A 15,081-nucleotide genomic window follows, 5' to 3' on the forward strand; every position below is an offset into this window, starting at 1 on the left:
TCGGCACTGAGGAATTGGTGATCCTTGAGCGGGGGCCGGACATCGGGAGACAAGAGTGCTGTTAGGTCCGGTAGAGATCGCATCGATCGACGAATGGACACCTGAACCGGGTTCGCTGATTTCCTGGCAGCCGACGGAAGCCGCGTTGGCCAAGGCGCGGGAGGCGCCGGAAAGCCCGGTGCCTGCCAGCTACATCCAGACACGCCATCTGCGCAGCTTCGTCGAGCAGGGCAGCCGTGGCGTCGACCACTCGCGGCTGTTCATCGCGGCGTGCGATATGCCGGGTCGCTGCGACATCCGCGCGATGACGTATGTGATCAACGCACACCTGCGCAGGCACAGCACCTATCGGAGTTGGTTCGAATACCGTCGCGCGGACGGCCCTGGCACATCGGGCACCGTCGTCCGGCACACGATGACGGACGCCGCCGACATCGAGTTCGTGCCGAAGCGTCACGGTTCGGCCGATGCCGACAAGCTGCGCAGCCAGGTGGTCGCGACGCCGGATTCGTTGCAGTGGGACAGCTTCCGGTTCGGGGTGATCCAGCGCGAAGACAAGTTCACGTTCTGGTCCAGCATCGACCATCTGCACGTCGACGGTCAGTTCGTCGGCGTCGGTCTGCTGGAGTTCCAGGCGATGTACTCCACGCTGGTGTCGGGTGCCCCGCCGCTGCAGTTGCCCGATGCGGGCAGCTACGACGAGTACTGCCTGCGCCAGCGCGAGTTCACGTCATCGCTCACGCTCGACACACCCGAGGTGCAGACCTGGAAGTCGTTTGCCGAGAAGAACAATGGGACGTTTCCGGTGTTCCCGCTGCCGCTCGACGATGGATCGCCTTCGGCCGGCGGTGATCTCGTCGCGGTGAAGCTGATGGATCGGCAGCAGACCGAACGGTTCGAGGACCTCTGTGTGGCAGCCGGGTCCCGTTTCATCGGCGGTCTGTTCGCGGTGGTGGCGCACGCACTCCACGAGCTGACCGGGCTCGACACCTATTACGGGCTGACCCCGATCGATACCCGCACGCCGGATGAGCTGACGACCCAGGGCTGGTTCACCGGCCTGATCCCGGTTGTCGTCCCCGTCGCCGGTGCGTCGTTCACCGACAGTATCCGCGCCGCCCAACGTGACTTCGACAGCGGCCGGTCCGCTGCGCTCGTGCCGTTCGAGCGTGTCGTCGAATTGGCCCCGCACCTGACGCCGCCGCAGCCGCTGTTCCCGATGCTGAACTTCTTCGACGCCAGTTCTGGTCCGATGGCTCCGTTGCTCACGAACCTGCAGGACGGCGTCAGGATTGCCACGCTGAGCGATGGCCGCGTCACGTATCCGCTGAGTACCCTCGTCGGGCGGTTCAACGAGACGTTCGCAACCGTCGTGTTCCCGAAGAACCCGGTGGCTCGCCAGTCCGTCGACCGGTATGTGGCTGCGCTCAAAGAGGTCTGTGACCGCGTCACCGGCGGCCGTGAGGCGCTCGTGCCGGCCACTCGAAATGGGGCTGAGCGGCAGCCCGTGCGCTGACTGAGCGACGGGATGGAAGGGCGCGTCGGCGTACTATTTTGAGGGTCAGCAGAGTTATCAGGCGGTTTCGAGTGGCGCGGCGAACGGATCCGGCCGACGCAGGCGTCGGAGTGTTCGCCCGGCTCGGCGACGTCATCGTGCGGTTCCCGTGGGCGGTGATCGCGTTGTGGCTGACGCTTGCCGTATGCCTGCCCGCCGTGTCGCCAACGCTCAAGGAGATGGCCGAGCGGCGGCCCGTGGCGATCCTGCCGGAGGACGCTCCGGCGATGGTCGCCAGCAAGCAGATGCTCACGGCCTTCCAGCAAGCCGGAACCGACAGCTTCGTCGTAGTCGTCCTGACCAACGAAGACGGCCTGAGCAAGTCCGACGAGGCGGTGTACCGAAAACTCGTCGATGCGCTGCACCGCGACACCGGTGACGTTGCCAAGCTCCAGGACTTCTTGAGTGCACCTCCGCTGCGCGAGGTCATGACGAGCAAGGACAACAAGGCGTGGTTGCTGCCCATCACGCTGCCCGGCACCCTCGGTACGCCGCAGTCGAAGGAGGCTTACGCGCGGGTCGCCGAGGTCGTCGAACGCGAAGTCGTCGATACGGCGCTGACCCCGCACATGACCGGGCCCGCGGCCACCGTGGCGGATTTGAATGCCGTGGGGGAGCGCGACCTCAAGGTGATCGAAACCGCGATCACCGTCCTGGTGTTGTTCATCCTGCTGATGATTTATCGCAACCCGGTGACCATGGTGGTGCCGCTCGCGTCGATCGGTGTGGCGGTGGTGGTGGCGCAATCCGTCGTGGCGTGTGCCGCGTTGTTGGGTCTCGGCATCGCCAACCAGACGATCGTCTTCATGAGCGGAATGATGGTTGGGGCAGGCATCGACTACGCCGTGTTCCTCATCAGTCGCTACCACGACTACTTGCGTCAGGGCGAAAGCTCGGACGACGCGGTCCGAAAGGCGTTGACATCCATCGGCAAGGTGATCGCGGCGTCCGCCGCGACCGTTGCGGTGACGTTCCTCGGCATGTCGTTCACCAAGCTCGCGTTGTTCTCCTCGGTGGGCCCGGCTCTGGCGATAGCGATTTCGGTCGCGTTCCTCGGTGCCGTCACGCTGCTTCCCGCGGTGTTGACGATCGTGGGGCGGCGTGGCTGGATCGCCCCCCGACGTGATCTCACGACGCGCTTCTGGCGGCGCTCCGGTATCCGGATCGTGCGCAGGCCCGTCGCTCACCTCGTCGCGAGCCTGATCATCTTGGCGGTGCTTTCCGGATTCGTACTGACGACGAGCTACAACTACGACGACCGCAAGGCACTGCCCGCGACCGCCACCAGTTCGCAGGGATACGCCGCACTGGAACAACACTTCCCGCTGAACTCGATCGTTCCGCAATACCTGGTGATCAGTTCCACGAAGGACCTTCGCGAACCGCAGGCCCTTGCCGACCTCGAACAGATGGCCCAGCGGGTCGGCCAGTTGCCGGGGATGGGGCCGGTCCGGGGTATCACCCGACCCACCGGCGAGCCGCTCGAGCAGGCGAAGATCTCCTATCAGGCCGGCGAGGTGGGCAAGCAGCTCGGTGCGGGATCACAGCAGATCGTCGACCGCACAAACGATCTCACGCGGCTGAACTCCGGTGCCGACGCCCTCGCCGACAGCCTCGGCACGGTCCGGGCACAGGTCAGCCAGGCGATCACCCAGGCCAGGGGCATGCTCGACACGCTCGCCGCGGTCCAGAACTCGGTGGGCGGCAATAAGACCTTGCGCGACATCGACAATGCGACGAAGTTCGTCAACAACATGCGGTCGCTTGGCGAGTCGATCGGGGTCAACGTGACCAACCTGTCCAACAGCTTCGAATGGATAGGGCCGGTACTCAACGCACTGAACGCGAGCCCGGTATGCGACGCCGATCCTGGTTGCGTCACCGCGCGAAATCAGTTGGTGCGGCTCTCGGCTGCGCGCACCGACGGCACCTTCGACCGGCTCGCAGAACTGGGCCGGGAGCTGCAATCGACGCAGGCTGCGCAGTCGCTGGCCAGCACAACGGCAGGATTGCGGCGGGCACTCAACACCGCGTCGAGTGCGATGCGTTCATTGGGGTTGAACAATCCGAGCAGCGTGCAATCTCGGTTGAACAACGTGCAGGACGGGGCCGACAAACTTGCAGACGCCAGCAGGCAGGTGGCCGACGGCGTGCAGCAGCTGGTGGGCGAGACCCTGAAGATGAGCGGCAGCCTGGCCGAGGCCTCGGCGTTCCTCATGACGCTCAAGCACGACGCGGACACCCCCGCGATGGCCGGTTTCTACGTTCCGCCAACGAGTTTCGGGATCGAGGATTTCAAGAAGGCAGCGCAGCTGTTCATCTCGCCGGACGGTCACTCGGTGAGGTACCTGCTTCAGACCGATCTGAATCCGTTCAGTGTCGAGGCGATGGACCAGGTGAACGAGATCATGGACACCGCCCGCGGCGCACAGCCGAACACCGAGCTGGCGGACGCCTCGGTGTCTGTCGTGGGGTTCCCCGTGATCCTTCGCGACACCCGCGACTTCTACAACCATGACATCCGGTTCATCGTCGTCGTGACGATCCTGGTGGTGATGCTGATCCTGGTGGTGCTGCTGCGGGCCATCGTGGCGCCGATCTATTTGATCCTGTCGGTGGTCGTCTCATACCTGGCCGCTCTGGGAATCGGCACCCTCTTCTTCGAGTTCCTGCTCGGGCAGGAATTGCATTGGAGCGTACCGGGATTGACGTTCATCATCCTGGTGGCGGTCGGAGCCGACTACAACATGCTGTTGATATCGCGGATCCGGGAGGAATCGTCACCGGGTCTGCGGCTCGGTGTCATCCGTACGGTGGGGGCGACGGGTGGCGTGATCACGGCAGCCGGGCTGATCTTCGCCGCGACCATGTTCGGCCTGGTGTTCAGCAGCATCAGCACGATGGTGCAGTCCGGATTCGTCGTCGGCGTCGGACTGCTGCTCGACACGTTCCTGGTGCGAACCATCACCGTGCCCGCTGCGGCGACATTGGTCGGTAAGGCCAACTGGTGGCCGTCACGGGCAGACGCCGTGACCCACGGCCACTGATCGGGTTCGATCGCGTTGGTGCGTCAGCGCTTCTTCTTGCCCTTGGGCAGCAGCGGGATGCCGTTCTTCGGCAACGGCAGGCCGTTCTTGGGAAGCTGCACGCCGTTCTTGGGCAGCAGATTGCGAACCTGGTTGGCGATGTTGACCGCGTTGACGGCGTTCGACGCAACATTGGTCGCGGTGGAAACGGCGTTGATCGGAATCGAGATCGGCGTCGCGATGTTGCCCGGTGCGATGCCGCGGAGGTCAGCCAGCCGCACGCCCGGCTCCACCGGCGGCGGTGGCGGACCGTAGGCGCGGTTGACCATCGGCGTCAGGTACCGGTTGAGCTCTGCGGCCATTTCCGGTGACATTCCGCCCTGGCTCAGATACTCCACGAGCGGAAGCTGTTCTGCCGGAATGAAATATGTGGTGGTGGTGGCACCCCGGCTGTTGGTGGTCACGGTGACGTTCTGTGCCGGGACACGCGCGGGATCCGAGAACGCGGTCGCGGTGTGTGACGTGCCGCCCGCAACGAGAGCGTTGGCCAATGCCAGGAGGTTGCCTGGCCGATCCAGCGGATCGCTGAAGATGTCGTACTGGGCGACGACCTCCACCGTGTCGTACTGACTCTCGACCGGCGCCGGGACGGTGTAATCGAGGACGGGCACCGTCGTGCCGGGGCGGAACCACTTGGTGAACAGACGATCGGGATTGCCCGTCTTGACGAAGGTCAGGTCGTCGGGGGCGGGTGCGGTCGGGTCGTTCGCGAGTCGGGCCTGCTCGGCGTTGAGAGCCAGCACACCCTGCGACAGACCCGTCACGGTGACATTCCCGTCAGTGCTCCGAATTCGGGAATCGAGGCTGTTGGTGCCATCGGCGACCGACTGTGCGAGCGTCGGCGAATTCTCGCCGGTGATCGGCCACAGGCTGCCCGGGTACGGAACGACTTCACGTGTCGCGCCGGCACTGTCGTAATAGTTTTCGCCGATGGCCGGTTGCGTTGCGGGGTTGAAGTGGTACAACGCGCGCAGCGCCGGGTACGGCGAGGGTGCAGTTCCTGGAACGATGAACGCTGTCTCAGCCGATGCCACTCCGCTGCCGAAGGCGGTGACCGAGCCCACCATCCCCGCGGCGACGGCGGCCGCGAACAGTCTGTTCATGCGTCCTCCTGACGGTGGGCAAGAGCGATCGCCCGGCAAATATGCATCCCTGTGATCGTAACCCGTGTCGGCGGCAGGATCGAGTCCCGTTCCTCATCGGATGTGTCCTTGTGGCCGTACGCAGTGGCGGTTCGATGGATCGGGCACAGAAACTGTTCGATCGAAGCACTTTCAGCAAACGGTGTTGGTGCGGCGGACGTGATCAGGCCAACTCCGTCACATGTGCGCAAGCCCCATGGCGAGCATCAGACACCCTCCCGCGGCAACAACTACGGCCATGTCGCGCCGTGGTCGATTCTTCAACCACACGTGAAAGGACGACAGGAGAGCTTGAGTTCGCTTGGGGGCGGCGATGTATCCGATGAGGGGAATCTCGACCAGGGTGAACGCAACGACGTTGAACAGCAGCAACGCCTGGGCTTGCGCGATGGGCGCCTCGCCGGAAGCCAGTATCACTGCCATCGCGCCCATGAAATTGGCTGAGGGTAAAGCGGTTCCAAGTCCGCTCACCCATGCGACCCACAGTGAGTCGCCGCCCAGGATCTGGCGGATTCGGATCGCGATCTGACTGCGGCGCCCTGCCGGAACATCGTCGTACGACGCCGCCTCCGGCCCCGTGGATGCCGGTGCCGGGCGCCTGCGCAGGCCTCGCATGGAGATGTTGGTGGCCAGAGCCACTGCGATGAGCAGGGCGATGACGCCGACGGTGATCTGTACCGACGGGACAGTGAAACGCCCGGATGCCAACGGCGTCGAACGAAGAACGAACAACACGATGAGGCCGACACCCATTCCCATGGTGAATCCGCCGCACAGGAACGCCAGAAGTTGCAACAGCGGGCGCGGTCGATTGAGCATCAAGACAGCGAGTCCGATGCGAATCGGTTCGAAGATCACCGCGAAGGCCATGACCAACACGGTTGCCCACATGACCAAGCACCGTACCCTTCGGATCGGGTGGTCGCGCCATGTTGCCGCACCGGTCGAATGAAACTTCGTATCGCGCCGCTGTTTGCGGATCTCGCATCCGCATGGCGGTTCCGGGTTACCTGCCGTCTGACTTCAGGGCGGTTTGTCCAGCGTGCGAGCGCGCCGCAGTTTCTGTGGAAGTTGTTCGGACAACCTCGAATTCGTTGCGATCACACGCATGTGCCGACAAAACACGGATCGGAGATCGGTCCAGGGATAGGCGAGAAACAGGTTGCTCGCCTAGGGTACTGACTTAAGGTCCGTCGGTCGCGCTTTCCGGGGGGAGTCGCGCACGGTGCCAAAGCGGGCGAAGGAGACGAATGTTCGGCGAAGACCTGCGCATATCGCGCGTTGATGTGGCGGTTTGTTGTGGCGGATAGGCCGTCGTCGTATCTGGTCCTGGCGTCGCAGCGCAGCGGCAGTACGCTGCTTGTCGAATCGCTGCGCTCGACGGGACTTGCCGGAAAACCGGAGGAGTTCTTCCAATATCAGCCGTGGACAAGTCGGGCTCCGCAGCCGCGCGAGTGGTTCGCCGGCGTCGAGGATGACTCGATACTGCGGCTGCTCGACCCGTTCGATCCCGGAACACCCGACCTTGCGCCCGCGCGGATTTGGCGTGAATACGTCCGCACGGTGGGCCGAACCCCCAATGGTGTTTGGGGCGGCAAGTTGATGTGGAATCAGACTCCGTTGCTGCTCAACCGTGCCAAGGACCTGCCGGATCGGTCGGGAGACGGCTTACGTGCCGCGATTCGGGATGTGATCGGCGAGGAACCGCTGTTCGTCCATGTGCATCGCCCGGACGTGGTGTCACAGGCTGTTTCGTTCTGGCGCGCGGTGCAGACGAAGGTGTGGCGGGGCAGGCCGGAGCCGGTCCGCGACGCGCATGCCCAGTATCACGCCGGGGCGATCGCTCATCTGGTGCGCATGCTGCGAGCGCAGGAGGAAGGCTGGCGCAGCTGGTTCGCCGAGGAGGACATCACGCCGATCGAAGTCTCGTATCCCGTACTGTGCAGCGACTTCACGGGTGTCGCGGGTTCCATCATGTCCGCGCTCGGCCTCGATCCGGGCCTGGCGCCCGGGCCTGCGTTGGAGCGGCAGGCTGACGGCCGCTCCGACGAGTGGGCGAACCTCTACCGCGACGATGCCGTGAAGCACGGGCTGCCAACCTGATCCGCCTGGTCCGAAGTCGGCGCGCGATGTCAGACACCGGCACATCTTTGCCGGAATTCCTTGTGGGCGTTGCTCGGACGAGCGCTGGCACGCCTATCGGCGTCGCGCACAAGTGAAGACGTGGGAAACATTAATTGACGTAGACGTCATAGAATGTCGGCTCGGCCCACCATTCTCGGAACTGCTCGCCGGACTCATTCCGGAGGCGTGGCGGCATCGGTTGAGACGGTGATCCACCCGGCTTCGCAGCCTTACTCCGTTGTGGGCGAATTCGCCGGTATGGATCATTCGCCCGATGACCCGGCGAACCGCCTGCCATTGTTCATCTTCAAGCCGGGACGGAATCAACGTGATTCTTTCCCTTGCGCTCACTCGCGGCACGCGCGAGCCGCGCAACAGCGCTGACTGCCCGCCCGACGCGGAAATCTGGCACAGCGCTTACCGGAGCGTGTGTCCCCCGACGCAGTGCCGAGTCTGTGGTCGCCGGTAGACAGCAAACTGGTTGGTAGGCGGTGACGGCCGCAGTACGGGCCGGGTCCTTCGGTGTTGTATCCCGCCGATACCTCATTCGCAATTGATCGAGCGTTGATCGTTGATCGTTTTACGCCGGGCCGAATTGTGCCAATTGCCTCAGCGCATCGAGCGCCGCTGAAAACGAAATCGCAATCTTGAACAACGAACCCTGGCCGCCTTTTTCTCTGTGCCGGAATCGCGGTGACAGCCGCAATCCGGGGTGGTGACTTCTTTGAAGCCGACGGGGCGGCGATATTGGGAATTCCCACACGCCGCCCGGCCTCGGTGTTGCGGCGCGTCCGCGGAACATTCAACAACGCTGGTGCTCACAGGCCCTACTTTGCCCGAATCCGACCGTAATGAGCGGTGCCCGAGCGCGGCGCATGCGCCCCGAGCCATCGCAGCTGAAGCGAAAACGTCAGTTGTCGTATGTGTCAGGCAAACGCCTCATCGCCGCTTTTCGCCGGTTCGGCGTTTTGTAACATCGATGCAAGCAGATGCCGGTAGTCTCCCAATTTCTATGGTCCTCTGGTTAGGTGTGACACAGTGAGAACTTCGCGCGACAACGACGTGCGCGATTCGGCGGAGGCGAAACCAGAGCAGGAGAGGCGACGGCCGGCATGTGTCGGCCAGATGGCGAGATGGTGCTCCGTGTTGATACCCGCGGAGCGAAGCGTGATCGTAAGCCTGTCGCGGCATGAGACGGCGGCGGACGCAACCGACAGGGGCGTCGCTCGATTGAACGCCCGTTCGAAGGAGGCTGTGTGTTTGGGATAGCGACGATCGACGAGTGGAATCCGAGCAGAGGCTCTGTCGTCTGTTGGCATGCATCACCGGCTTCGTGCGCCAAGGCGTCGCAGGCACCCGTGAATCCCGTGCCGCCCAGCTATCAGCAGACCCAGCACCTGCGCCGCTTCGCCGACCACGCCGCACGCGGACTCGACATGTCCCGGCTGATGATCTTCACGTGGGACATACCCGGCAAGTGCGACGTCCGCGCGATGACGTATGTCCTGAACGCCCATCTGCGCCGCCATGACACCTATCGCAGCTGGTTCGAGTTCGACGACCCGGACCACATCGTGCGCCACACCATCGCCGATCCTGCCGACATTGCGGTGGCGCCGCAGCGGCACGGCGAACTGAGCCCATCCGAATTGCGTGAACACATCCTGACGACGCCAGATCCGCGGCACTGGGACGGGTTCCGCTTCGGGGTGATCCAGCGCCAGGATCACTTCACCTTCTACGCCAGCATCGCTCACCTGTACATCGATCCGATGATCATGGGAGTTCTGTTCGGCGAGATCTACATGATGTACGGCGCGCTGGTACAGGGTGCCGCACCCGTGCAGTTGCCGCAGGCGGGTAGCTACGAGGAGTACTGCCTGCAGCAGCGCGAGTACACAGCAGCACTCACCGCGGATTCACCCGAGATTCGCGCCTGGATCGACTTCGCGGCGAACAACGACGGCACCCTGCCCGCGTTCCCGTTGCCGCTCGGCGATCTGTCGGTGCCCTGCGACGGTGACACGATGACCGTCTCGGTGCTCGATTCACGCCAGACCGAGCGGTTCGAATCCGCTTGTGTCGCAGGCGGTGCTCGCTTCAGCGGTGGGGTTTTCGCGTGTGCGGCGCTTGCCACGGGAGAGCTCACCGGCGTGGACTCTTTCCACGTGATCACGCCCACCGACACTCGCACGACACCGACCGAACTGGTCACCACGGGTTGGTTCACCGGTCTGGTTCCGGTCAGTGTCCCGGTGGCATCGATGTCGTTCCCGGAGGCCGCGGAGGCAGCGCAGGAATCGTTCGACTCGGGTACTCATCTCGCCAAGGTGCCCTTCGACCGGGTCATGCAGTTGGCGCCGCCGAATCGCGGTATCAAGAGCCCGCGGCCGGGTAACTTCGTGATGTCGTTCCTTGATGCCAGCGTCGCGCCGCTGTCCACCGTCGCGAGCTCTGATCTCAACTTCCAGATCTACAACGAAGGCCGTGCGTCGCACCAGGTTTCGATGTGGGTGACGCGCCTCAAGAACGAAACCGTGGTGACCGCACTGTTCCCGGGCAACTCGGTGGCGCGAAACTCCGTCGCCCAATTCATCGACACCATGAAATCGGTGTATGCCCGCGTTGCCGATGGCCGGCCGATCACGGCCTACGCGCAGAATGTCGCCGTGTAACTGAGGCTCCGGTGGGGCCGGGCTGCACCCGCCCCACCGTCCTCTCTCAGGCGTCGAGACGTGCGAATTGATCCTGGCGGTACTGCTCGACGCAGGATGCTCGCCGCACCTTGCCGCTGGTCGTGATCGGGATCGATCCCGGCGGGACCATCACCAAGTCGGTGACCTTGAGTCCGTGTGACTTCGAAATCGCCGACGTCACATCGCGTTTGACGGAATCGAGACGCTGCAGGGCTTCCTCTTCGGAGTCGCCGCGCTTCTTGTGTTCGATGATCACGACAAGATGTTCGGTGCGGTCATCCGGCACCGATATGGCCGCCACGCGGCCTCGGCTGATCTCCTGCACGGTCGCTTCGATGTCGTCAGGGGAGTGGTTGCGGCCGTACACGATCAGCAGATCCTTGATGCGACCCATGATGTAGAGCTCACCGTCGGCGACGAAGCCAAGGTCGCCGGTGCGCAGCCAAGGACCGGCGGGCGTACCTTCGGACGGATTGTCGATCGTTGCCCGGAACACTCGGTCACTGTCCTCGGGCCGCTGCCAATAGCCGAGCGCGACATTGTTGCCGTGCACCCAGATCTCGCCCGTGGCGCCGTCGGGTCGCTCGATCCGGGTATCCGGATCGACGACACGAACGATAGGCGATGCGGGTAAGCCGTATGCGACAAGCGGGCTGCCACTTGAGCTTTCGGTGGAGACGGCATGACCCGCGGATAACTTGTCCGCATCGAAATTGGTGATGCGCGGTGGTTCGCCCGGTTCGCGCGTCGCCACGTACACGACCGCCTCGGCAAGACCGTATGACGGCTGGATGGCCGCCGCGGGGAAGTTGAGCGGTGCGAAGCGCTCGGTGAACCGCCGCACGGTCGCCGCATGCACTCGTTCCGCGCCGCTCAGCAGATACATCACATGGCCGAGATCCAGCCCGGCCATGTCCTCGTCCGAGGTGCGTCCCAGCGCCAGTTCGAACGCGAAATTGGGTCCGGCCGAGACGGTTCGGGGATGGCTGGCCAGCAATTGCATCCATCGCGCCGGCCGTTGGAGGAACGCGACCGGACTGGTGAGGACCGTGCGAATGCCGCCGAGGATGGGCACACAGATGCCGAGCATCAGTCCCATGTCGTGGTAGAACGGCAGCCAGGACACAAACGTGGTGTCCGGCGGCGCGACGTTTCCGTAGTCGGCGAAGAATCCGGCCATCATCTGCTCGAAGTTGGCCGACAGGTTGCCGTGGGAGATCTCGACACCGGCGGGGCGGCGCGTCGACCCCGACGTGTACTGCAGGTAGGCAATGTCGGGACGGCGCACGCGTGCCGGGCGTGCCCCTTTTCTGTCGAGGTCGAGCGTGTCCACTTCGATGACGACGGGCTGGTTACCGTTCGCGTTGGCGTACTCGCGGACGGTGGCCGACACCGCGGACGTGGTCAGGACGACGGTCGGGGAGGTGTCGGTGAGCACCGAGGTGGTGCGCTCGTCGTGGGCACCACCGTGTGGCACCGAGAGCGGCACCGCGATGATGCCCGCTTCGAGCGATGCGAGAAACGCGATCAGGTACTCGAGGCTCTGGGGCGCCAAGATTACCGCGCGGTCGCCGACGGTGGCGTTGGCTACCAGTTCCTGAGCCAGGTTCAGCGTCCGTCGGTACAGCTCGGCCCAGGTCAGCGTTTGTTCGACGCCATTCCAATCCTGCTCGTAGTCGACGAATGTGAAGGCGACGTCATTGGGTTGAAGACTCGCCCGCTCACGCAACACGGCGGGGATGGATGACTGACTCATGGGCGCCCTCTCGAAAACTCCAGCCCGGGAACTGATTGGCCGGGCTTAGGCACATCGGAGTTTACCGGTTGCCCAAAACTGCGCTGGCGCTTGGCGGATTGCCGGCGCAGTGCGTGTGATTTGCCGGTGGCCGGGCTACAGGCGACCGGCCACGAAGTTGGCGGCTTCCGCCGTGGCGCCTACCTGTACGTAAGCGCCGTGCACCGGCAGATTGACGCCGTTCGAGCACACGGGGTCTCCGATCGCGCACAGGTCGATGCTCTTCTCTCCATAGAGTGAGTTCGTCTGCGTGAACGAAGCCCGCCCGGATTTTCGGGCCGGATTGCCGAACAGCGCGACCGCCGCGACATGATCGGCGACGGTAGGTGGCAGCGGTGCCGAATACCCCCAGGCGGCGCTCTCGGTACCGGTGACGAGCTCGATGACATTGGCACCCTGTGAAAAGCCGCCAAGCACGAATTCGGTTCTGGGACAGTTGACAACCATGGTTTGCAGATGTGCGCTCACATCGTTCGCGCCCGCGGTGGAAGAGTTGCTGAAGTCGAGCCCTGCGGGATAGTTGACTGCATACACACCGATTGTCTTCGCCGGTACGTTCGCTCTCAGTGAATCGACGAACGCCTGCCCGACCACGCCGATCCCGGGCGGGGCGCCGGTTCCCCTGGCGAAAACAACCTCGACATCGGGACATGAATCGGCATGCGCCAAAGGCTGATTCACAGTAAGCCCGGCGGCGAGCAAACCGACCGCGGCAATCTTCCTCAGATGATCGGACACCAGATGATCGTCACACATGCAAACATCCGATGAGGGTCGACGTGCCCAGTTGCCCGCTGCGCTCAACGCCTCGCGTCAGTGAAGACCCGTGTCTTCAACCGCCACGAGTGGGCTGCGGATAGCGCGAAGACCGCGCCGCACGTGCACGCGAACAGCCACACCATCCGGCCGTTCTCGATCGGCTGCAACTGCGGCACGAACGCGGTGACGATCCGCACGACGCACGCGAGTATTCCGCTGACCGATGCGAACAGATAGATGTTCGCGATCCGCCGGGACCGGGGATCCCGGCGCAGGATCAGCATCGCGCGGACACCGTAGCCGAGCAGATAGATCAGCATGCCGCAGAGCAGCGCCCAGTAGACGTTGAGCCAGAAGTCGGTGGGCACCTGGAAGAAGTCTGGGCGGTAGACCGCCGCGCCGTTGCCGATCGAGAATGCGGCGAGCAGGAGTGGGATGCACACCGTGGCGGGGCGCTCGACATATTGCTTGAACGAGTGCTGCATCCCGTGGTCGTCCTGCAGCCGGCCGAGTGCGTTGTAGACGACGGCCGACGCCGCGACGATGTAGCAGTCGTGCCCGATGTAATCCTCGACGTTCCACTTGCCGGTGAGCTCGTAGAGCAGCTGCCCGACAGTCTCCGAGGCGAACGGCGACATCAGCAGTACGGCCAACCCCTGCAGCGCGATGTTGAGGGTGGCGGCGACCTCCCACCGGCATGTCCACGTGACACGGCGGATCCACAAGCTCCACATGATGCAGAGCAACGTGATGGCGATGAGTATGGCTACGGACATCAGATTTTGCCTCGGGCGGGTTTGCGTTTCAGCAAATCGTATGGCTAAAGGGGTGGCGCGTCCGGACGGGGTGTCAGCTCGGAGAGCTTCTTGGGTCGGCTCACCCGAGTGGCGGTCTCGACGGGCGCCACGGTGACCGGTGCCGATTCCATGTAGTGCCAGACCTCCTGTCGGCTCATCAAACCGAACCGGATCTGGAGGTCTGGATAGCTGAGGTGAAACCGGTCGGCGACCTGGCGCAACTCCTCGGCGTTGGGGTAGTCGGCTTCCTTGATGCGCCGGTAATACGTGCTGCTCGATACACCGAGGGCGGTGTAAATCGCCTTGGCGTCGATCTCGCCGTCCAGCAGGTAGTCCAACAGGGCTTTGAGTTGCCTGCCGTTCTCATCGGTGCGTGGCACTACCACACCATAAACCCCATTGTCGATCTCGGGCATCACGAACCGAGATGTCTGTGGGTGTTCCTTAATTGACAGGCGTGTAAGAGTTCTGGCACTACTCTCCCATTTTTGGGACAGTATGGCTAGCGTTGAAGCCATGGCTGCTCCTCTATTGACCGGCGCGTCGGGCGTGACGTGCTGGATTGCTGATCACGCCACCGCCACGCCGCCCCGCCCTTCCGATGTGTCCACGGTGTCGAACGCGCTGGACGCCGTTCTGGCTGCCGAACTCCACGGCGCACAGGAAGTGATGGGATGCTCTGCTCACGAGATCGTGCTGGCGGCGTTCGGGCGGACCGTCGCACGGGTGATCGGTGACGGCATGCTCGTCGTCGATGTCGATACTCACGACGGTGCATCGCGCCGCGTCGCCGTTCCGTGCGTCTCACAGCGCGGACTCTCGGGGTCGGAACTGCTGGCCACGGCCCGTTCCGCAGCCGAAGGCGCCGCTCACGTCACGGCCGCCGTGCGTATCGGCCATGGCGAGGGCGCCTTCGCCGAGCCAGGCCGGTATCTGTTGGAGATGGATGTGCACTCCGGGCCGGCCGGCACGCTCACGGTCGACTGGTCGTTCGACGTCCGCAGTTTCGATGCCTACACGGTCGAGGAGCTGGCCGAGCAGTTCCCGCTGGCGCTCATCGAGGTCACGTCCGGTTAGCCCTGGCAATCCGATTTGCGTCGGCCTTTAAACTTGATGCATCGGCGCTG

At 63.9% G+C, this 15,081-nt stretch carries 11 protein-coding genes; 5 read left to right on the plus strand and 6 right to left on the minus strand.

Annotated elements, in window-relative coordinates:
• Positions 1–55: 55 nt before the first annotated feature.
• On the plus strand, positions 56–1,516 hold the full coding sequence (locus ACRCUN_RS09950) for a condensation domain-containing protein (RefSeq protein ID WP_462141461.1): 1,461 nt from the start codon (positions 56–58) through the stop codon (positions 1,514–1,516).
• Positions 1,517–1,587: 71 nt separating this feature from the next.
• Positions 1,588–4,602 (plus strand): MMPL/RND family transporter, encoded by a 3,015-nt coding sequence (locus ACRCUN_RS09955; RefSeq protein WP_462141462.1) that lies wholly within the window; start codon positions 1,588–1,590, stop codon positions 4,600–4,602.
• Positions 4,603–4,625: 23 nt separating this feature from the next.
• Here the strand turns inward: ACRCUN_RS09955 and ACRCUN_RS09960 are convergent, their stop codons facing one another.
• Positions 4,626–5,744, minus strand: coding sequence for a PE-PPE domain-containing protein (locus tag ACRCUN_RS09960; RefSeq protein WP_462141463.1), 1,119 nt, complete (start codon positions 5,742–5,744; stop codon positions 4,626–4,628).
• Between the two features lie 216 nt (positions 5,745–5,960).
• Complete coding sequence (locus ACRCUN_RS09965; RefSeq protein ID WP_462141464.1) at positions 5,961–6,674, minus strand: GAP family protein; 714 nt, start codon at positions 6,672–6,674, stop codon at positions 5,961–5,963.
• Between the two features lie 393 nt (positions 6,675–7,067).
• Here ACRCUN_RS09965 and stf0 point away from each other — a divergent pair, with 393 nt between their 5' ends.
• Together stf0 and ACRCUN_RS09975 are read left to right on the plus strand one after the other, a co-directional pair.
• A complete protein-coding gene (gene stf0 / locus ACRCUN_RS09970) occupies positions 7,068–7,886 on the plus strand; it encodes a trehalose 2-sulfotransferase (RefSeq protein ID WP_462141465.1) in 819 nt (272 codons plus the stop codon).
• Positions 7,887–9,163: 1,277 nt separating this feature from the next.
• Entirely contained in the window at positions 9,164–10,582 is a 1,419-nt protein-coding gene (locus ACRCUN_RS09975) for a condensation domain-containing protein (RefSeq protein WP_462141466.1), read from the plus strand.
• 46 nt (positions 10,583–10,628) lie between these two features.
• Here ACRCUN_RS09975 and ACRCUN_RS09980 read toward each other — a convergent pair whose 3' ends face one another.
• The 4 genes from ACRCUN_RS09980 to ACRCUN_RS09995 form a co-directional block, all read right to left on the minus strand.
• Complete coding sequence (locus ACRCUN_RS09980; protein WP_462141467.1) at positions 10,629–12,359, minus strand: AMP-binding protein; 1,731 nt, start codon at positions 12,357–12,359, stop codon at positions 10,629–10,631.
• 135 nt (positions 12,360–12,494) lie between these two features.
• Positions 12,495–13,136, minus strand: coding sequence for a cutinase family protein (locus ACRCUN_RS09985; protein WP_462141468.1), 642 nt, complete (start codon positions 13,134–13,136; stop codon positions 12,495–12,497).
• Between the two features lie 62 nt (positions 13,137–13,198).
• Positions 13,199–13,933, minus strand: a complete 735-nt coding sequence (locus ACRCUN_RS09990; protein ID WP_462141469.1) for a hypothetical protein — start codon at positions 13,931–13,933, stop codon at positions 13,199–13,201.
• A gap of 44 nt (positions 13,934–13,977) precedes the next feature.
• Positions 13,978–14,334, minus strand: a complete 357-nt coding sequence (locus tag ACRCUN_RS09995; RefSeq protein WP_448462783.1) for an XRE family transcriptional regulator — start codon at positions 14,332–14,334, stop codon at positions 13,978–13,980.
• Between the two features lie 136 nt (positions 14,335–14,470).
• On the opposite strand from ACRCUN_RS09995, the gene ACRCUN_RS10000 reads away from it, so the two are divergent.
• Positions 14,471–15,031, plus strand: a complete 561-nt coding sequence (locus ACRCUN_RS10000; protein ID WP_462141470.1) for a polyketide synthase — start codon at positions 14,471–14,473, stop codon at positions 15,029–15,031.
• The last annotated feature ends 50 nt before the right edge of the window (positions 15,032–15,081 follow it).

The sequence above is a fragment of the Mycobacterium venezuelense genome (assembly GCF_054919535.1).